Genomic DNA, 19,761 nt, shown 5'->3' with positions numbered 1-19,761 from the left:
CTATATATCAACCGCGCCGCAACAGTGATGCGGCGAGCGGATGTGAGACCGCCTTCGCACGATTTGGTGCCCGCAGCGGCTACAATGCCGGCTTGCCAGGAGCTTTCATGTCCCGTTTGCTGACCGACTGGCGCGACCGCCCGACCCATATCAAGGTCTGGGCGCTGGCCGCGCCGATGATACTTTCGAACATTTCCGTACCGCTGGTGGCCCTGGTCGACAGCGCCGTGATTGGCCACCTGCCCCATGCTCATCAGCTCGGTGCGGTGGCGGTGGGCGCCAGCCTGTACACCTTCCTGGCCTGGGTGATGGGCTTTCTGCGCATGGGCTCGACCGGTTTCGCCGCCCAGGCGGCGGGTCGTGCCGACGGCGCAGCACTGCGCCAGGTGTTGCTCCAGGGCCTGTTGCTGGCGCTGTTTTTCGCCCTGCTGCTGGGTGTTCTGGCCCTGCCGTTCAGCCACCTGGCGCTGCAACTTATGCAGCCCTCGGCAGCGCTGGAGCAGTCGACCCACGACTTCTTCCAGACCCGCCTGCTTGGCCTGCCGGCGGCGCTGGCCAGCTTCGCCCTGGTCGGCTGGTTCCTCGGCACCCAGAACGCCAGGGCGCCGCTGGCGATCCTGCTGACCACCAACCTGCTCAACATCGCCCTCAACCTGTGGTTCGTGCTCGGCCTGGACTGGGGCGTGATCGGTTCGGCGCGGGCCTCGGTGATTGCCGAATGGAGCGCCGCCCTGCTCGGCCTGGCCCTGACCCGCCCGGCCCTGCGCGCTTACCCCGGGCAGATCGCCTGGGCACTGCTGGCACGCTGGCAGAGCTGGCGGCCGCTGCTGAGCGTCAACCGCGACATCTTCATCCGCAGCCTGGCGCTGCAAGCGGTGTTCTTCCTGATTACCGTGCAAGGCGCACGCCTGGGTGAAGCGACCGTGGCAGCCAACGCCTTGCTGCTCAATGGCCTGCTGCTCACCGCCTACGCCCTTGATGGCCTGGCCCATGCGGTCGAAGCGCTGTGCGGGCACGCCATCGGCGCTGGCGATCGCCAGGCGCTGCGCCGCTCACTGACCGTCGCCTGCGGCTGGTCGCTGCTGGCCAGCAGCGGCTTTGCCGTGTTGTTTTTGCTCGGTGGGCATCTGTTCATCAACATGCAGACCGACATCGCCAACGTGCGCGAAACCGCCTACCAGTACTTGCCGTACCTGGCCTTGCTGCCGTTGATCGCGGTGTGGAGCTATCTGCTCGATGGCTTGTTCATCGGCGCCACGCGGGCGCGGGAGATGCGCAACGGCATGCTGCTCAGCGTGCTCATTGCCCTGCCGGTCGCCTATGTCGCTCGCGACCTGGGCAACCACGGCCTGTGGCTGGGTTTTCTGCTGTTCATGGCCTTGCGCGGGGTGACACTGGGGGTGATGGGCTGGCGGTTGCAGCGGCGGGATGGGTGGTTTGTGCGTCGGTAGTTGAAAGCATCGCGGGTCAAGTCGGGTCGACGCGCAGCCAGCGACTGCACGCGACCCGCACCACTGATCAGCTCGACAGGTACGACGAACGGGTCAGGCCCAGACGCAGGGCGTCGAGGAACTGGGTCTTCTCACGGGCGGTGATCTTGGCGCTGGCGCACTTGTCGCGGTAGTGAGTCATCAACTCCTCCGGCGACAGGTGCACGTAGCGCAGCATGTCTTCGATGGTGTCATGGGTCTCGATACCGGCGTGGTACACGCTGCCGTTCGGGTTCTGGTAGATGTTCACCGAGTCGGTATCACCGAACAGGTTGTGCATGTCACCGAGGATTTCCTGATAGGCACCGACCAGGAAGATACCCAGCAGGTAGTCTTCACCTTCGTTGATCGCGTGCACCGGCAGGCTGGTCTCGATGCTCTGCTCGTCGACGTACTGGTTGATCTTGCCGTCCGAGTCGCAGGTCAGGTCTTGCAGCACGGCGCGGCGCAGCGGCTCTTCGTCGAGGCGATGCAGCGGCAGGATCGGCAGGACCTGGCCAATGGCCCAGGTGTCCGGCAGGCTCTGGAACACCGAGAAGTTGCAGATGTACTTGTCGGCCAGCTTGTCGTTGAGTTCGTCGAGCACCTGGCGGTGCGAGCGTTGGCGGGCCTTGAGCGAGTTGTGCAGGCGCCGGCAGACCGCAAAGTAGCACTGCTCGGCCAGGGCTTTCTCGGCCAGGGTGATCTTGCCGTCGGCATACTGGGCGGCCACATCGCTCATGTAGTGAGTGGCGCGCCAGTAGGTTTCGGTGACCATCTCGATATCGGTCGGGCCGAGCAGGTCGGCCAGCCACTGCACGGTCTCGGGCAGGCTTTCCTTGTTCTCGATCAGCGGCACTTCGTCGTTGTGCTTCTCGACGTCGGTCACCTGCACCACCAGCACGGCGTGGTGCGCGGTCAGCGAGCGGCCGCTCTCCGAGAAGATATGCGGATGCGGCAAGCCCTGAGCATCGCAGAACTCCTTGAGCATGCCGACCACGACACCGGCGTAGTCATCCATGTCGTAGTTGATCGAACTGGCGTTGCGCGAGTGGGTGCCGTCGTAGTCCACACCCAGGCCGCCGCCGACGTCGATGTGATCGACCGGCAGGCCCAGCGCGCGCAGCTCGCCGTAGTAACGGATGGCTTCCTTGAAACCGTGCTGGTAGTCGGCCAGGTTGGCGATCTGCGAGCCCATGTGAAAGTGCAGCAGGCGGATGCCCTGGTCCAGGCCGGCATCGCGAAAACGCTGCACCACCGAGATCAGTTGCGCCGCCGACAGGCCGAACTTGGACTTCTCGCCACCGGTATCGGCCCACTTGCTCGAGGCCAGCGACGACAGGCGAACGCGCAGGCCAACTTGCGGCTTGACCTTGAGCTCGGCGGCTTCTTCGATCACCAGGGCCACTTCCGACTCTTTCTCGATGACGATAAAGACGTTGTGGCCGAGTTTCTGGCCCATCAGTGCCAGGCGGATGAACTCGCGGTCCTTGTAACCGTTGCAGACGATGGTGCCGCCTTTCGGTGCCAGCGCCAGCACGGCCAGCAGCTCAGGCTTGGAGCCGGCTTCAAGGCCAATGGAAACGTTCTGGGTGGCGATGATGTTTTCCACCACCGCTTCTTGCTGGTTGACCTTGATCGGGTACAGCGCGGTGTACTGGCTCTGGTATTCCAGGCGCGCGATGTTGGCGTCAAAAGCGCCAGTCAGCTGGCGCACGCGGTCCTGGAGGATGTCCGGGAAACGTACCAGCAGCGGCAGCGACAGGCCGCTCTTGCGCAGTTCGTCGACCTGTTCGAACAGGTCGATCGGCGCGCTGCCAGGCCCGTTCGGGCGGACTTCGACGCGCCCGGCCTCGTTGATTGCGAAGTAGCCGGCCCCCCAATGGCGAATGCCGTAAACACTGCGGCTGTCCGCAACTGTCCATTGGCTGCCATCGTCTTTGCGTGTGCGTCGTACGGACATTGAAGTCCCCTATATAGAAAGTCGAAAAACACCGGCCTGCATGGGGCGGGCGCAGTGTAAAACCTGAAAGTGACGATTATCCGTGTTCAGGGATAGACCCTTCCTACGGGAACGAGTTTAGAAAGCGAATTGCAAAAAATCGCGATGCAGTCTTCAGCCGCCGGACTTTTTCGCTTTGAAGCCCTGTTTGATCAGTTCGGCCAGTAACAGCTCGACATGATCGCCCTGGATTTCGATGACCCCGTCTTTCAACGCGCCGCCGGTTCCGCAGCGGCGCTTGAGCGTGCTAGCCAGATCCTTGAGCTGTTCCAGGGGCAGCGGCACGCCGCTGATGGTCGTCACCGTCTTGCCGCCACGGCCCTTGCTTTCGCGACGCACGCGAGCAATGCCATCGCCTTCGGGGATGAGCGTCTGTTTGCAGATGCAGGCATCTATGGGTTTGCTGCAGTCCGGGCAATGCCGGCCTGCATCAGTGGAGAACACCAGGCCACCGAGGGCGGCGAATGATGCGGCTTTCTTGGCCACTTTTGATCCTCTACGGTGAGGATAAAAACTGGTCGACGCCCCTGGCGGGGTACCGACCGCGAAGCCCCACTCTGGCAGGGGCAGCGCAACTGCCGCATGAAGCGTGCGGCAGCCTTTAAAGGCCGCGCAGTGTAACGATAAAAGTCGCGAATGCTAAGTACAAAACTGCGCCATTTTGCATGTGTTTAGCGACGTCAGGCTCGACGGTCGAGGTAGCGCCGCAAGGCAGCCAGTGAATCGGGGCAATATGGCTGTTGCTGGCTGTCGGCCAGGGCCTGCTCGACGGCGATGAAGCGTGCCTCGCTGACCTCTTCGGGCTGCAGGCGCAAAGGCCCGTCCCAGACCGCCGAGAACACCGCGCACCAGAGCCGGTTGCCGGTCTGGTCGAAGAAAAAACATTCATGCGCGGTGAGTTCGACCCCACCGACCCCCAGCTCTTCTTCCAGTTCGCGGGCCGCCGATTCGGCATAGCTCTCATCGGCCTGGACCATGCCACCGGCGGCGACATCCCAGTACCCGGGGTAAATCGCCTTGCTCTGGGTGCGCCGGTGCACGCACAGCTGGCCAGCGGAATTAAACAAGAGGATGTAGGTGCCGCGGCCAATCAGCCCGCGCTCGCGCAGCTCGGCGCGGGCCACGGCGCCGAGCAGGCGGTCGCTTTCGTCGACCCAGGCAATCAGTTCGCGGTCGGAGGCGGCGCGGTGCGCTGCCTCCTGCTCGGAGATCGACACCGATCAGCCCTGAGTCAGCAGTTGACGCAGGTCGATGACGGCAGCGTTGGCCCGCGAGATGTAGTTGGCCATGACCAGCGAGTGGTTGGCCCACATGCCAAAGCCGCTGCCATTGAGCACCATCGGGCTCCACAGCGGCTCCTGCGAGGCTTCCAGCTCACGGATGATCTGCCGTACGCTGACCGTGGCGTTCTTCTTCGCCAGCACATCGGCGAAGTCGACCTCAATGGCGCGCAGCAGGTGCGACAGCGCCCAGGCCTGGCCGCGGGCTTCGTAGAACACGTTGTCGATCTGCAGCCACGGGGTTTCGACCACTTCTTCGTCAAGCTGCGGCACCTGGCCCGGCAGCACCGACTCGGTCTTCAGGGTGCTGTTGAGCTTGACCCGGCCGACACTTGCCGACAGGCGCTGCGACAGCGAACCCAGGCGGGTGGCGACGTCGCCCAGCCAGTTGTTGAGGTTGTCGGCGCGGGTGTAGAACAGCGCGCCCTGCTGATCCGGCGAGGCCAGGCGGTTCTGGTAACGGGTCAGCGAGTTGATGCCTTCCTGGAACTCCGATTCGCTCGACGGCAGGATCCAGCTCTTGTTGTCGAAGTTGAAGCGCGGCTCGGCCTTGGCCAGGTCAGCGTCTTCGGTGGACTGCGACTGCGAGCGGGCAAAGTCCTTGCGCAGGGCGCGGCTCAGGTCACGCACCTGGACCAGCACGCCGTACTCCCAGCTGGGCATGTTGTCCATCCACAGGCCAGGCGGGAAGCGGTCGTTGGAAATATAGCCGCCGGGCTTGTTGAGCAGGGTGCCGGCCACGGTCTTGAGGGTTTCGATGGTGGTATAGCCGACGACCATCTGCTTGCCGGTTTTCTCGGCGGCCGCCTGGGCGTTCTGCTGCACCGGGAACAGGTCGGGCTCGGCGCTCCAGTACCAGCCCAGGCCCACGCACACCAGCAGGTACAGGCCGATCAGCGAGCCCAGGGCGCGGCTGAAGAACAACCCGCCAAAATAACTGCGGGTGGCAGCGGTGCGCGGTTCGACCCGCTCACGCGCCTCGGCTTTGCCTGTACGGTTTTTCCAGTCCAGCATGGCGTTGTCCTTTCAGTCACGTCGGTTCAAGGGGTTCGACCGCAACCCCCGGGCTTCGTGCCAGCGCGATGGGCTTTTAATGCCGCGCGCCACCTGCCGGGGTCGGCAAGTATCGCTGCACTATAAATCAAGCACGGCGCTTCGCATAAGCGACTATTGGGTCAGCAAATGAATAAACGGACTTGTACAGTTAATTGATACAAGGCACTCGATTGCCGGGAAAGTGGTGCTAGCATAGAGCCATCACTCGAACTCAGCCTCACCCCTTATAAGTAGTCAGGACATGACCGAGCCAGAAGACCCCAATCGTGAGCGCCTCAAGCAACACTTTGCCCAGCGGGTCATTCATCAGGCCCGGCAAATCCTCGAGATCTGGCAGCGCCTGCAGCGCAGCGAGTGGTCGACTGGCGACCTGGGTGAGCTGTGCGAAGCCAACCTGCGCCTGCAACGCTATGCCGAGCGCTTCGAGCAGCCCGAGCACAGCCAGCTGGCCGAGGCCATCGGCCATGCCCTGGAGGCGGTCGAAGCCAACAGCGCGCGCCTGAGCAGCCAGCTGATCAGCGACCTCAACCGGCTGATGCAACGTTTGTCGCGCACCGGCCTGCGCCAGGGCGACCAACTTGAGCAAGTGCCGCTGCCGCCGCTGCGCAAGCCGGTGTACATCATGCTCCAGGACCACGACCGCGCCGAGCGTCTGGCCCAGCAACTGGAATTCTTCGGCCTCGGTGTACAGGCCTTGTACAGCGCCGCCGCGTTCCAGGCGACCATGAGCGAACGGCTGCCCTCGGCAATCGTCATGGACGTCGACTTCACCGGCCCCGGTGTCGGCCTGCAACTGGCCGCCCAGGCCCAGCAGGGCCTGGAGCAGCGGGTGCCGTTGCTGTTCTTCAGCCTGCACGAAACCGACACGCCGACGCGCCTGGCCGCCGTGCGCGCCGGTGGCCAGGAGTTCCTTACCGGCACCCTGGAAGCCTCGAGCCTGCTGGAAAAGGTCGAGCTGCTGACCAGCGTCACCCAGTACGAACCATTCAAGGTGCTGATCATCGACGACTCGCGGGCCCAGGCCCTGCACACCGAGCGCCTGCTCAACAGCGCCGGGATCGTCACCCGCACCCTGATCGACCCGATCCAGACCATGGCCGAGCTTGCCGACTTCCAGCCCGACCTGATCATCCTCGACATGTACATGCCGGCCTGCACCGGCACCGAGCTTGCCAAGGTGATCCGCCACAACGACCGTTATGTCAGCGTGCCGATCATCTACCTGTCGGCCGAGGACGATCTGGACAAACAGCTCGACGCCATGAGCGAGGGCGGTGATGACTTTTTGACCAAGCCGATCCGCTCGCGGCACCTGATCACCACCGTGCGCAACCGCGCCGCCCGGGCGCGCAACCTCAAGGCGCGGATGGTGCGCGACAGCCTCACCGGGCTGTACAACCACACCCATATCCTGCAATTGCTCGAAGACTGCAGCTTCCGTGCGCGCCGCGAAGCTCAGCCACTGAGCTTCGCCATGCTCGACATCGACCACTTCAAGAAGGTCAACGACAGCCACGGCCACCCCATGGGCGACCGGGTGATCAAGAGCCTGGCGCTGTTCCTCAAGCAGCGCCTGCGCAAGACCGACTTCATTGGCCGCTACGGCGGTGAAGAATTTGCCATCGTCATGCCCAACACCGACCTGGGCTCGGCGCACAAGGTGCTCGACGAAATTCGCCAGCGCTTTGCCGAGATCCATTACCCGGCCCAGCCGCGCGACTTGTCCTGCACCTTCAGTGCCGGCGTGGTGCAACTGAGCGAAGGCCTGGACGCCCTGAGCATGGCCACCTCCGCCGACGAGGCGCTGTACCGCGCCAAGGGTGCCGGGCGCAACTGCGTGCAACGGGTCGAAGCATAAAGGCAAAGTGCCAGTTTTTTTTCACCGGACCGCCCGCTTCGTCATAACCCGGTCATAAAAACGCAATAACTTCAGGCGCTTACCATTCGGCCGTTGGTAGACACCGGACATGCGCCTGAAGCTGCTCACCAATTTCAATACCCTGTTGCTGGTTACCGTGTGCATCGCCCTGGGCGCGACCCTGTGGTGGTCGCAGCGCGCCCTGGAGCGCCCCTATTTATTAATGGAGCGCTATCTGTCGCTGTCGCAGCAATTCCAGAACCAGGCGGCGCGCAATATCCAGGACTACCTGAGCAGCGGCGACGCCCTGCGCCATGCCACGGCGCTGCAGACCACCGCCGCCCTGCAGGGTGAACTGGAGCAACTGCCGGCAGAGCTTGCCGAGCGCCTGCGCCCGAGCCTGGACAACCTGCAGCGCTTCACCGCCAACGAGTTGCTGGGCGCCGGCAAGCTGGCCGGCGACCCGCAGGCCCTGTTGCTGCAGGCCGAACGCGAACTGGGTGCGAGCCTCGAGCAACTGGCCAACTATGCCCAGAGCAGCACCAGCAGCGATGCCGGGCGCTATTCGCCGCAGCTGTTCAACGCCTCCCTGCACCTGTCGCGGCTATCCCTGGCGCGGGACAAAATGGTCAGCAGCGGCCGCAGCGAACTGGCCGATGAAGTCGAGCGCGAACTTGCGCAGATCGCCGCCCAGGCGCAGTTACTCGAACAATTGCCGCTGCTGGGGGTGACCGCCAGCAGCGCTTCGAGCGCCGACGACTTTGCCGCGCTGATGGGCCTGGAGACCCAGGCCAGCACAGCGACCGAAGACACCGGGGTGGCGCTCAAGCGCGAACTCAACAGCCTGATCAAGCGCTACCCCGGCGAGCTGCAGCGCACCCGCGAGCAGATCCAGCAACGCAGCGCCCTGGCCAGCAGCACCTTCGAGCGCATCGGCGCCGTGCAGCAGGCCATCGCCGAGCTCGAACCCAGTGTGCGTAGCCAGCATGCCGCCATCCAGGGCGAAGTGCGGGTGATCCAGGGCCTGATGATCGGTTTGATCCTGCTGATCGCACTGCTTATCGACACCCTGCAGCGGCGCCTGGCGCGGGTGCTGACCAACCTCGCGCCGGCACTCTCGCGCTGGGCCGAGGGCGACTTCAGCCAGGCCATTGCCCTGGGCCGCAGCAACCGTGAAATGCATGATATCCAGGACTCGCTGAACCGCCTGCGGGTCTACCTGGTCGAGCTGGTCGGCACCCTCCGCCACAACGCCGAGCAGGTCGCTGGCAGCAGCCACGCCCTGGCCGGCATGAGCAGCGCCCTGCACGATGGCGCCGAACGCCAGGCCGGCGACACCGCGCAAATCCGTGATGCCCTCGGCGAGCTGGAGGCTACCATCCTCCAGGTCGCCGGCGACGCCAGCCAGGCGGCCGACGCCAGCCACGACGCCGGGCGTGCGGTCGAGCAAGGCCAGGCAGTGATAGGCCAGAGCCTGACCGGGCTGCGGGCGCTGGTCGACGAAGTACAGGGCAACGCGCAGATGATCGAACAACTGGCCGAGGAATCGGCGACCATCGGCGGCGTGCTGACGGTGATCCGCTCGATTGCCGAACAGACCAACCTGCTGGCCCTCAATGCCGCGATCGAAGCGGCGCGGGCCGGGGAAATGGGCCGTGGCTTTGCCGTGGTTGCCGAAGAAGTACGCTCCCTGGCCCTGCGCACTACCGGCGCTACCGGTGAGATCCAGACCTTGATCGGGCGCCTGCAGCAGGCGGCCCGCGAATCGGTTGAAGGCATGCGCGCGCAACTCGAACATGCCGAGGCCACCGCTGACCAGGCCCAGGCGGCGGATGGCGCGCTGGATGAAATTGTCGCGGCAATCCAGACCATCTCGGCCACAGCGGTACGGATTGCCGATGTCACCGCCCAGCAGAGCGGCGCGGTGAGCGAGATTCGTGACCACAGCGAGCGGATTCATGGCTTGGGTGAAGACAACTTGCAACGTATTGGTGAAGGGCGTGAGCAGGGTGAGCAGTTGCTTCGCCTGGGTGGCGAGTTGAATACGGCGGTGCGGGCCTTTCGCCTGTGAGGATGTGTCGCGGCGATCCGACTTGACCCGCGATGAAGGCAACAGGGCTGCAAAGTCCGTTATCATGCAGGCACTTTTGTACTGCGAGACCGCCATGCGCCGCCTGCTTTGCCTCCTGTTTCTGCTCCTGGCCTTGCCCGCCGTCGGCGCCGGCCTGCTCGACAATCGCCCCAGCGCCACCCTGGGCGCCGCGTCACTGAACAACAGCAGCGACTTTCTGCCAGTGCACGAAGCCTTCAAGCTGAGCCTGGTCGAGGATCAAGGGCAAAGCCTGAAACTGCGCTTCGTCGCCGCCGACGGTTACTACCTGTACCGCCACCGCTTCCAGTTTCGCAGCGAGCCTGCCGACATAGCCCTGGGCACGGCGCAGATCCCCCCGGGTGAAGCCAAGCACGATGAGTTCTTCGGTGACGTCGAGGTCTATCACGGCATCCTCGACATCGAAATCCCCCGCCCGGCCAACGAACAACGCCCCTTCACCTTGCTGGTGGGCTACCAGGGCTGCGCCGACAAGGGCCTGTGCTACCCGCCGGAAACCGCACGCCTGAGCATCGATGGCATCACCAGCAGTGCGCCGCCAGCTACCACCACGGTCGCCAAGGCCGGCTGGGACTGGCAAGGCCTGCTGCTGTTCTTCCTCGCCGGCGTCGGCCTGACCTTCACCCCGTGTGTGCTGCCGATGCTGCCGATCCTCTCTGGCGTGGTGTTGCGCGGCCAGGTCGGCGGCGTGCGCGGTTTTGCCCTGTCGCTGGCCTATGTGCTGCCGATGGCTGCCTGCTTTGCCCTGCTCGGCGCGCTGATGGGCCTGTTCGGTGCCGGCCTCAACCTGCAGGCACGCTTGCAGTCGGCCTGGGTGCTGGTGCCGTTTGCGCTGTTCTTCGTGCTGTTTGCCCTGGCCATGTTCGGCCTGTTCGAGCTCAAATTGCCGCATGCCATCAGTAGTCGCCTGGAACGTCTGGTCGGCCAGACCAAGGGCGGATCGCTGATGGGTGCGGCGATCCTCGGGGTGTTCTCCAGCCTGCTGGTATCGCCGTGCGTGTCGGCGCCACTGGCCGGCGCCCTGCTGTATATCAGCGCCAGCGGCGATGCCCTGGGGGGTGCATTGAAGCTGTTCGCCCTGGGCCTGGGCATGGGCGCGCCACTGCTGCTGATCGCTACCGGCGGTGCGGCCTGGCTGCCGAAAAGCGGGCCATGGCTGGTAACGGTGAAAAACGCCATCGGCGTGCTGTTGCTGGGCCTGGCCATCGGCCTGCTCAGCCGCGTGCTGCCGGGGCAGGTCACGCTGCTGCTGGTCGGCCTGCTGGCCGCCGGTACCGCGGTGTTCCTTGGCGCCCTGGAGTTCACGGTGAAAACCACCCGGCAGCGCCTGGCGCAGCTGCTCGGCCTGGCCCTGCTGTTCTATGGGTTGGCCTGCTGGTACGGCGCCTTGAGCGGGCAGACCGACCCGCTGCGCCCGCTGCCTCAAGCCAGTAACGCCAGTACTGGTGCAAGCGCCCAGGCCAGCAGCGCCAGCGCCTGGCAGACCCTCACCACCCCGGCAGCGCTGGACAGCGCCCTGGCCGCCGCCAAGGCCGCCGGCCAGCCGGTGCTGCTGGACTGGTACGCCGACTGGTGCATCAGTTGCAAGGTGATCGAGCACGAGGTGCTCAATGCACCCGCAGTGCTAGCACAACTGCAGGACTACCAGTTGCTGCGCTTCGATATCACAGAAAGCAACGCTGAACAGCGCGCCCTGCTCGACCGCTACCAGCTGTTCGGCCCGCCAGCGCTGTTGTTCTTTGCCGCGAACGGCAGCGAAATCACCGCCGATCGTGTGGTTGGCGAGATAAACGCCGGCGAATTTGCCGAGCATCTGACGCGCATTCGCGCCGATCTGGGTCTATAACTTCTTCGGGCCGCTAAAAAGCCGCTTTCGATGACCGAAATTAATAAATTAGTCACATATTTAGCGTGAATATCGGTCATCGTGCTGGCTATTGCTGGTAACTGGACAGTGCCCGCCGGTTTACGGCATAGTCGCCGCGCAAAGTTTCCTAACGATAAAAAGGAACCACAGATGGCAACGCTACTGGTGCTGCACGGCCCCAACCTGAACCTGCTCGGCACCCGCGAACCGGGCGTCTATGGCGCCGTGACCCTGGCCCAGATCAACCAGGACCTGGAGCAGCGCGCCCGCGCCGCCGGCCATCATCTGCAATACCTGCAAAGCAACGCCGAGTACGAATTGATCGACCGCATTCATGCCGCGCGCAGCGAAGGTGTGGACTTCATCCTGATCAATCCGGCGGCTTTCACACATACAAGTGTCGCATTACGTGACGCGTTGCTGGCGGTGAGCATCCCATTCATCGAAGTGCATCTGTCCAACGTGCACAAACGCGAACCTTTTCGCCATCACTCCTACTTCTCTGATGTCGCCGTAGGAGTGATTTGCGGCCTGGGTGCCAGCGGTTATCGCCTGGCCCTGGAGTCTGCCCTGGAACACCTGGCTGCTAACGCAAAGCCCTGATGACGAGAACCTGGCCTATGGGCCGGGGCTCACAAGAAACGTTTGCTAACACGTTTTTATATTTACGCCCCTGACCGAACCTTGGGAGTTGATGATTAATGGATATCCGTAAAGTCAAGAAACTGATCGAACTGCTGGAAGAATCTGGCATCGACGAGCTGGAGATCAAGGAAGGCGAGGAATCCGTACGGATCAGCCGCCACAGCAAGACTCCAGCCCAGCAGTACTACGCTCCGGCTCCAGTCGCCGCTCCTGTTGCCGCACCAGCCGCCGCCCCGGCCGCTGCCGCCGCTCCAGCCGAAGCTGGCGCACCAAAACTGAACGGCACCGTTGCCCGTTCGCCAATGGTCGGTACCTTCTACCGCAAAGCCTCGCCTGCCTCGCCTGCCTTCGTTGAAGTCGGCCAGACCGTGAAGAAAGGCGACACCCTGTGCATCGTCGAAGCCATGAAGATGATGAACCACATCGAAGCTGAAACCAGCGGTGTGATCGAATCCATCCTGGTAGAAGACGGTCAGCCGGTTGAGTTCGACCAGCCGCTGTTCACCATCGTTTGAACCGCGGAGAGCCAACGATGTCTGCGAAGCTGGAAAAAGTCCTGATTGCCAACCGCGGGGAAATTGCCCTGCGGATCCTGCGTGCCTGCAAAGAGCTGGGCATCAAGACCGTCGCCGTACACTCCACGGCTGACCGCGAACTGATGCACCTGGGCCTGGCAGACGAGTCGGTCTGCATCGGTCCTGCTTCGGCCAGCCAGTCCTACCTGCACATTCCGGCCATCATCGCCGCGGCTGAAGTGACCGGCGCTACCGCCATTCACCCAGGCTACGGTTTCCTCGCGGAAAACGCCGATTTCGCCGAGCAGGTCGAGAACTCCGGTTTTGCCTTCATTGGCCCCAAAGCCGACACCATTCGCCTGATGGGCGACAAGGTTTCGGCCAAGGACGCGATGATCAAGACTGGCGTTCCAACCGTGCCAGGTTCCGACGGCCCGCTGCCGGAAGACGAAGAAGAAGCCCTGCGCATCGGCCGTGAAGTCGGCTACCCGGTGATCATCAAGGCCGCCGGTGGCGGTGGTGGTCGCGGCATGCGCGTGGTGCACAAGGAAGAGGACCTGATCGCCTCGGCCAAGCTGACCCGCACCGAAGCTGGCGCAGCCTTCGGCAACCCGATGGTCTACCTCGAGAAGTTCCTGACCAACCCACGTCACGTGGAAGTCCAGGTCCTGTCCGACGGCCAGGGTAACGCCGTGCACCTGGGTGACCGCGACTGCTCGCTGCAGCGCCGCCACCAGAAGGTACTGGAAGAAGCGCCGGCACCGGGCATCGATGAAAAAGCCCGCCAGGAAGTCTACAAGCGCTGTGTCGATGCCTGCATCGAGATCGGCTACCGTGGCGCCGGCACCTTCGAGTTCCTCTACGAGAACGGTCGTTTCTACTTCATCGAAATGAACACCCGTGTTCAGGTGGAGCACCCGGTTTCGGAGATGGTCACCGGTATCGACATCGTCAAGGAGATGCTCAGCATCGCCGCTGGCAACAAGCTGTCGTTCACCCAGGATGACGTGGTGATTCGCGGTCACTCGCTGGAGTGCCGGATCAACGCCGAAGACCCGAAGAAGTTCATCCCGAGCCCAGGCACGGTCAAGCATTTCCACGCCCCGGGTGGCAACGGCGTTCGCGTCGATTCGCACCTGTACAGCGGTTACGCAGTTCCACCGAACTACGACTCGCTGATCGGCAAGCTGATCACCTACGGCAAGGACCGCGACGAAGCCATGGCACGCATGCGCAATGCCCTGGACGAGATCGTCGTCGACGGCATCAAGACCAACATCCCGCTGCACCGCGACCTGGTGCGTGATGAAGGTTTCTGCAAAGGCGGCGTCAACATTCACTACCTGGAACACAAACTGGCTAGCCAGGAGTGATTCGCCAGTGATGTAAAAAAGACCCCGGTCCCGTGACCGGGGTCTTTTTTTGGGGCTCCCACAGGGTTCCCACAAACCCCTCGCACTCAAGTAAACTGGCGGGCTTCTCGCAGCCTCGGGCTGCCCCTGTAGATTTTTCCAAAGGTGCCCGCCATGCCTTGGCTGCAAGTACGTCTGGCCATCAGCCCGGAACAAGCCGAAACCTATGAAGATGCCCTGCTCGAAGTAGGCGCCGTTTCGGTCACCTTCATGGATGCCGAAGATCAGCCGATCTTCGAACCCGACCTCAACACCACCCCGCTGTGGTCGCATACCCACCTGCTGGCACTGTTCGAAGCCGATACCGACGCCAGTGCGGTGTTCGCCCACCTGCAGTTGCTGACCGGCGCCGAACTGCCGGAGCACCAGGCCGAAGTCATCGAAGACCAGGATTGGGAACGCAGCTGGATGGACAACTTCCAGCCGATGCGTTTCGGCCAGCGCCTGTGGATCGTGCCAAGCTGGCACGCGGCGCCCGAGCCCGAGGCGGTCAACCTGCTGCTCGACCCGGGCCTGGCCTTTGGCACCGGCACCCACCCGACCACCGCGCTGTGCCTGGAATGGCTCGATGGCCAGGCGCTGAAAGACACCCAGGTGCTCGACTTCGGTTGCGGCTCGGGCATCCTCGCCATCGCCGCGCTGCTGCTCGGTGCCCGTCAAGCGGTCGGTACCGACATCGACGTGCAGGCCCTGGAAGCCTCGCGCGACAACGCCGGACGCAATGGCATCGCCGACGAGAAATTCGCCCTGTACCTGCCCGAGCACATGCCGGCCATGCAGGCCGACGTACTGGTCGCCAACATCCTCGCCGGCCCGCTGGTCTCGCTGGCCCCGCAACTGTCCGGGCTGGTACGTCCGGGTGGCCTGCTGGCGCTGTCGGGGATTCTCGCCGAGCAGGGTGATGAAGTTGCCGCGGCCTACGCCAAGGACTTCGACCTCGACCCGATCGCCGTACGCGATGGCTGGGTACGCATCAGTGGTCGCCGCCGCTAAGTGCGCCTAGAATAACCTTCTGCATAACCCGGACCGCCGCATGACCGACAGTTTCGTCACCCAGTGCCCGCATTGCCAGACCAGCTTTCGCGTCAGCCACAATCAGTTGAGCGTGGCCCGCGGCATGGTGCGTTGCGGCGCCTGCCTGCAAGTGTTCAACGCCGCCCGGCAACTGCTGGAGCAAAGCGCGGCGCAGAACCCGCCTGCAGCGCCGGTGCCGGTCGAGCCAGTGGCGGAGCCCGCAAAAGCACCGAGCCAGCACGAGTGGAGCGCCGCCGAGCTGGACCTCGACCAGCTCGACCTCGATCAAGAGCTGGCGCGCCTGGAACAGCGCGAAATCCAGCCGACCACCGAGTTCAAGGCCGCCGCACCACGCGAAGAGAGCCTCAGCGCACACCGCGACAGCCCCGAGCAAGATGACCAGCACTGGCCCGACAGCCTGTTCAGCAGCCCGGCCGCCGAGCGCGAGCAACTCAGTGCCGAGCTCGACGCGCCGCAACCGCCGCTGATCGAGCAGGAAGCCCTGGACCTCGCGCCGGCACCCGGCGAGCGTACCGAGCCGTCGCTGTCGCTGGATGCCATCGATGACGACCTCGACGCCCCGCTGGCACCTGCCGCTGCGCTACGCGCCGATGATGACGAACTGCCCGGCGAGCGTCTGTCGGCGCGCGAGCCTGAGGACCCTCTGGACAGCCCCGAACCCGAGCTCGACGAGCGCCGCGAACCGGGCCTGGGCCCGGTCAGCAACCGCCCGGCGCGCAAGGAGCCGCTGCTCGACCTGGTCGACGATCCGATCCAGCTCGACTGGCAGAAGCCCAAGGTCAACTGGGCCCGGCGCCTGCTGTGGATCCTGTTGATTTTGCTGGCCGCTGCGGCCCTGGCCGGCCAATACATCTGGTACCAGTTCGACGAACTGGCCCGCCAGGACCGCTACCGCCCGTGGTTCCAGGCGGTCTGTCCGACCGTCGGTTGCCAGGTGCCGTCGCGGGTCGATATCGCCCGGATCAAGAGCAGTAACCTGGTGGTGCGCAGCCACCCGGACTTCAACGGCGCCTTGATCGTCGATGCGATCATCTACAACCGGGCGCCCTTCGCCCAGCCGTTCCCGCTGTTGGAGCTGCGCTTTGCCGATCTCAATGGCCAGTTGATCGCCAGCCGCCGCTTCAAGCCCACCGAGTACCTCAGCGGTGAACTGGCCGGCAAGGGCGAAATGCCCAGCCAGACGCCGATCCACATCGCCCTGGACATCCTCGATCCGGGCCCCAAGGCGGTCAACTACAGCCTGTCGTTTCGGTCGCCGGAATAGTCGGCGAGCGGCAAGCCGCAAGCTTCAAGCCGCAAGTGAAAACGGATCAGCGTACGGGTCTGCTTTTTCTTGTGGCTTGAAGCTTGAAGCTTGCAGCTTGAAGCTCAAAGCCAACTGTTCAGATTTTATCCAAATCGATCTTTATCCGGTCACCGAGAGCGGGTATCATGCCAACCCTTTTTCGAACTCTAAGATCGGCCCCCACAACAGGGAACTCCTATGTCGGCGGTACGCATCGGCCCATACACACTGCAGAACGCCCTGATCCTCGCGCCCATGGCCGGGGTCACGGACCAGCCCTTTCGTCAGTTGTGCCGACGAATGGGTGCAGGCCTGGTGGTGTCTGAGATGGTCAGCAGCGACATGAGCCTGTGGAACAGCCGCAAGTCGCGCCTGCGCATGATTCACGAAGGTGATCCCGAGCCGCGCTCGGTACAGATCGCCGGCGGTGACGCGCAGATGCTCGCAGCGGCGGCCCGGGCCAACGTCGAGGCCGGCGCGCAGATTATCGACATCAACATGGGCTGCCCGGCAAAAAAAGTCTGCAACAAGGCCGCAGGCTCTGCTTTATTGAAAGATGAAGCCCTGGTCAGCGAAATCCTCCACGCGGTGGTTGCCGCCGTGGACGTGCCGGTCACGCTGAAGATCCGCACTGGCTGGGACAGGGCCAACAAGAACGGCCTGACTGTGGCGAGGATCGCCGAGCAGGCCGGGATCCAGGCACTGGCGGTACATGGACGCACACGCGCCGACCTCTACACCGGTGAAGCCGAATACGACACCATCGCGGCGATCAAGCAGGCGGTGTCGATCCCGGTTTTTGCCAATGGCGATATCACTTCGCCAGAAAAAGCCCGGGCGGTGCTGGATGCCACCGGTGCCGACGGTCTGCTGATTGGCCGGGCTGCCCAAGGGCGGCCATGGATCTTTCGCGAGATCGAGCATTACCTGCGTACCGGCGAAAAACTGCCGGCACCGCAGCTGGACGAAGTGGAACGAATTCTGCTGGAGCACCTGACCGCGTTGCACGCCTTCTATGGCGATGTGATGGGCGTACGTATCGCCCGCAAGCACGTTGGTTGGTACCTGGCAACGCTACCGGGCGCCAAGGAGTTTCGCGCCCAGTTCAACCGTTTGGAAGACACGCAAGCGCAGTGCGCCAACGTTCGCGGCTTCTTCAGCGAGCGTGAACAGAGCCTTGAGACAGAGGACGGACAAGGGGTGGCCGCATGACGATGATGACCGAGACTTTAGTGAGTGGAACAACGCCCGTGAGCGACAACGTCAACCTGAAACAGCACCTGAATACGCCGAGCGAAGAGGGTCAGACCCTTCGCGGCAGTGTGGAAAAGGCGCTGCACAACTATTTCGCCCATCTGGAGGGCGCGGCCGTCACGGACGTGTACAACCTGGTGCTCTCGGAAGTCGAAGCGCCGTTGCTCGAAAGCGTAATGAACTACGTCAAGGGCAACCAGACCAAGGCCAGCGAGCTGCTCGGGCTCAACCGCGGCACCTTGCGCAAGAAACTCAAGCAGTACGATTTGTTGTAAGCAAGCATCCAAACCAGAAAAGGCGGCTCCCATTCGATGAGGTCGCCTTTTTTGCTGACTCCACCGCGTTATGGAATCTGAAATGACCGACCAGACTACCCGCCTGCCGATCCGCCGCGCCTTGATCAGCGTCTCCGACAAGACCGGGATCCTTGAATTCGCCCGTGAGCTGCAACAGCTCGGCGTCGAGATCCTGTCCACCGGCGGCACCTTCAAGTTGCTCCAGGACAATGGCGTTGCCGCGGTGGAAGTTGCCGATTACACCGGCTTCGCCGAAATGATGGACGGCCGGGTCAAGACCCTGCACCCGAAAATCCACGGCGGCATCCTCGGCCGTCGCGGTACCGACGACGCCATCATGGCCGAGCACGGGATCAAGCCGATCGATCTGGTCGCGGTCAACCTCTACCCGTTCGAAGCCACCATCTCCAAGCCGGGCTGTGACCTGCCCACCGCCATCGAGAACATCGACATCGGCGGCCCGACCATGGTCCGCTCGGCGGCCAAGAACCACAAGGACGTCGCCATCGTGGTCAACGCCAGCGACTACGGCCAGGTCCTGGAAAGCCTCAAGGCCGGTGGCCTGACCTACGCCCAGCGCTTCGACCTGATGCTCAAGGCATTCGAGCACACTGCAGCCTACGACGGCATGATCGCCAACTACATGGGCACCGTGAACCAGGCCGCTGAAACCCTCAGCACCGAAGGTCGCAGCGAATTCCCGCGGACCTTCAACAGCCAGTTCACCAAGGCCCAGGAAATGCGCTACGGCGAGAACCCGCACCAGAGCGCGGCGTTCTATGTCGAGGCCAAGCCTGCCGAAGCCGGCATCGCCACCGCGGTGCAGTTGCAGGGCAAGGAGCTGTCGTACAACAACGTGGCCGATACCGACGCCGCGCTGGAATGCGTGAAGAGCTTCGTCAAGCCGGCCTGCGTCATCGTCAAGCACGCCAACCCGTGCGGCGTGGCGGTCAGCCCCGACGCTGAAGGCGGTATCCGCCAGGCTTACGAGCTGGCGTACGCCACCGATACCGAATCGGCGTTCGGCGGCATCATCGCCTTCAACCGCGAACTGGACGCCGAAACCGCCAAAGCCATCGTCGAGCGCCAGTTCGTCGAAGTGATCATCGCCCCGAGCGTCAGCGACGAAGCCCGCGCCGTGGTGGCGGCCAAGGCCAACGTGCGCCTGCTGGCCTGCGGCGAGTGGTCGGCAGAACGTGCCGCTGCCTGGGACTTCAAGCGCGTCACCGGCGGCCTGCTGGTACAAAGCCGCGACATCGGCATGATCACCGAGGGCGACCTGAAAGTGGTCACCAAGCGTGCGCCGAGCGAGCAAGAAATCCACGACCTGATCTTCGCCTGGAAAGTGGCCAAGTACGTCAAGTCCAACGCCATCGTCTACGCCAAGAACCGCCAGACCATTGGTGTCGGCGCCGGCCAGATGAGCCGCGTCAACTCCGCCCGTATCGCTGCGATCAAGGCCGAGCACGCCGGCCTGCAGGTGCAGGGCGCGGTCATGGCATCGGACGCGTTCTTCCCGTTCCGTGATGGCATCGACAACGCTGCCAAGGTCGGCATCACCGCGGTGATCCAGCCAGGTGGCTCGATGCGCGATGCCGAAGTCATCGCCGCCGCTGACGAAGCTGGCATTGCCATGGTCTTCACCGGCATGCGTCACTTCCGTCACTGAGTGAAGCA

At 63.7% G+C, this 19,761-nt stretch carries 16 protein-coding genes; 12 read left to right on the top strand and 4 right to left on the bottom strand.

What is annotated here, in order from left to right:
• Positions 1 to 107: 107 nt before the first annotated feature.
• Positions 108 to 1,451, top strand: a complete 1,344-nt coding sequence (locus UB48_RS11450; protein WP_045197021.1) for an MATE family efflux transporter — start codon at positions 108 to 110, stop codon at positions 1,449 to 1,451.
• Positions 1,452 to 1,518: 67 nt separating this feature from the next.
• Here UB48_RS11450 and speA read toward each other — a convergent pair whose 3' ends face one another.
• The 4 genes from speA to UB48_RS11430 all read right to left on the bottom strand — a co-directional run bounded on the left by speA (position 1,519) and on the right by UB48_RS11430 (position 5,765).
• Positions 1,519 to 3,432: an arginine decarboxylase gene (gene speA, locus UB48_RS11445; RefSeq protein WP_045197019.1), complete on the bottom strand. Its 1,914-nt coding sequence runs from the start codon at positions 3,430 to 3,432 to the stop codon at positions 1,519 to 1,521.
• Positions 3,433 to 3,585: 153 nt separating this feature from the next.
• Positions 3,586 to 3,957, bottom strand: a complete 372-nt coding sequence (locus UB48_RS11440; protein WP_010221702.1) for a translation initiation factor Sui1 — start codon at positions 3,955 to 3,957, stop codon at positions 3,586 to 3,588.
• A gap of 194 nt (positions 3,958 to 4,151) precedes the next feature.
• Entirely contained in the window at positions 4,152 to 4,688 is a 537-nt protein-coding gene (locus UB48_RS11435; RefSeq protein WP_045197017.1) for an NUDIX hydrolase, read from the bottom strand.
• A gap of 3 nt (positions 4,689 to 4,691) precedes the next feature.
• Positions 4,692 to 5,765 carry a DUF2333 family protein gene (locus UB48_RS11430; RefSeq protein ID WP_045197016.1) on the bottom strand — a complete coding sequence of 358 codons (1,074 nt, stop codon included), beginning with the start codon at positions 5,763 to 5,765 and terminating at the stop codon, positions 4,692 to 4,694.
• 283 nt (positions 5,766 to 6,048) lie between these two features.
• On the opposite strand from UB48_RS11430, the gene UB48_RS11425 reads away from it, so the two are divergent.
• The 11 genes from UB48_RS11425 (at position 6,049) to purH (ending at position 19,753) form a co-directional block, all read left to right on the top strand.
• Positions 6,049 to 7,665, top strand: coding sequence for a PleD family two-component system response regulator (locus UB48_RS11425; protein WP_045197015.1), 1,617 nt, complete (start codon positions 6,049 to 6,051; stop codon positions 7,663 to 7,665).
• Between the two features lie 109 nt (positions 7,666 to 7,774).
• Positions 7,775 to 9,736: a methyl-accepting chemotaxis protein gene (locus UB48_RS11420; protein WP_045197013.1), complete on the top strand. Its 1,962-nt coding sequence runs from the start codon at positions 7,775 to 7,777 to the stop codon at positions 9,734 to 9,736.
• 94 nt (positions 9,737 to 9,830) lie between these two features.
• On the top strand, positions 9,831 to 11,621 hold the full coding sequence (locus UB48_RS11415) for a protein-disulfide reductase DsbD (RefSeq protein ID WP_045197110.1): 1,791 nt from the start codon (positions 9,831 to 9,833) through the stop codon (positions 11,619 to 11,621).
• Between the two features lie 171 nt (positions 11,622 to 11,792).
• A complete protein-coding gene (aroQ, locus tag UB48_RS11410) occupies positions 11,793 to 12,245 on the top strand; it encodes a type II 3-dehydroquinate dehydratase (protein WP_028945755.1) in 453 nt (150 codons plus the stop codon).
• A gap of 98 nt (positions 12,246 to 12,343) precedes the next feature.
• Positions 12,344 to 12,802, top strand: a complete 459-nt coding sequence (accB, locus tag UB48_RS11405) for an acetyl-CoA carboxylase biotin carboxyl carrier protein (protein ID WP_045197010.1) — start codon at positions 12,344 to 12,346, stop codon at positions 12,800 to 12,802.
• Positions 12,803 to 12,819: 17 nt separating this feature from the next.
• On the top strand, positions 12,820 to 14,175 hold the full coding sequence (gene accC, locus UB48_RS11400; protein WP_045197008.1) for an acetyl-CoA carboxylase biotin carboxylase subunit: 1,356 nt from the start codon (positions 12,820 to 12,822) through the stop codon (positions 14,173 to 14,175).
• Positions 14,176 to 14,328: 153 nt separating this feature from the next.
• A complete protein-coding gene (prmA, locus tag UB48_RS11395; protein ID WP_045197005.1) occupies positions 14,329 to 15,207 on the top strand; it encodes a 50S ribosomal protein L11 methyltransferase in 879 nt (292 codons plus the stop codon).
• A 40-nt stretch (positions 15,208 to 15,247) separates the two neighbouring features.
• Complete coding sequence (locus UB48_RS11390) at positions 15,248 to 16,513, top strand: DUF3426 domain-containing protein (protein WP_045197003.1); 1,266 nt, start codon at positions 15,248 to 15,250, stop codon at positions 16,511 to 16,513.
• Between the two features lie 219 nt (positions 16,514 to 16,732).
• Complete coding sequence (gene dusB / locus UB48_RS11385; protein ID WP_045197001.1) at positions 16,733 to 17,746, top strand: tRNA dihydrouridine synthase DusB; 1,014 nt, start codon at positions 16,733 to 16,735, stop codon at positions 17,744 to 17,746.
• A complete protein-coding gene (fis, locus tag UB48_RS11380; RefSeq protein WP_003186237.1) occupies positions 17,743 to 18,063 on the top strand; it encodes a DNA-binding transcriptional regulator Fis in 321 nt (106 codons plus the stop codon). Before dusB ends, fis begins: the two co-directional genes overlap by 4 nt.
• A gap of 82 nt (positions 18,064 to 18,145) precedes the next feature.
• On the top strand, positions 18,146 to 19,753 hold the full coding sequence (purH, locus tag UB48_RS11375) for a bifunctional phosphoribosylaminoimidazolecarboxamide formyltransferase/IMP cyclohydrolase (RefSeq protein ID WP_045196998.1): 1,608 nt from the start codon (positions 18,146 to 18,148) through the stop codon (positions 19,751 to 19,753).
• The last annotated feature ends 8 nt before the right edge of the window (positions 19,754 to 19,761 follow it).

Source organism: Pseudomonas sp. 2(2015) (genome assembly GCF_000955865.1).
Taxonomy (GTDB): Bacteria; Pseudomonadota; Gammaproteobacteria; order Pseudomonadales; family Pseudomonadaceae; genus Aquipseudomonas.
The sequence above is the reverse complement of the archived record's forward strand: the minus strand, read 5'-3'. Positions and strand labels throughout refer to the sequence as shown.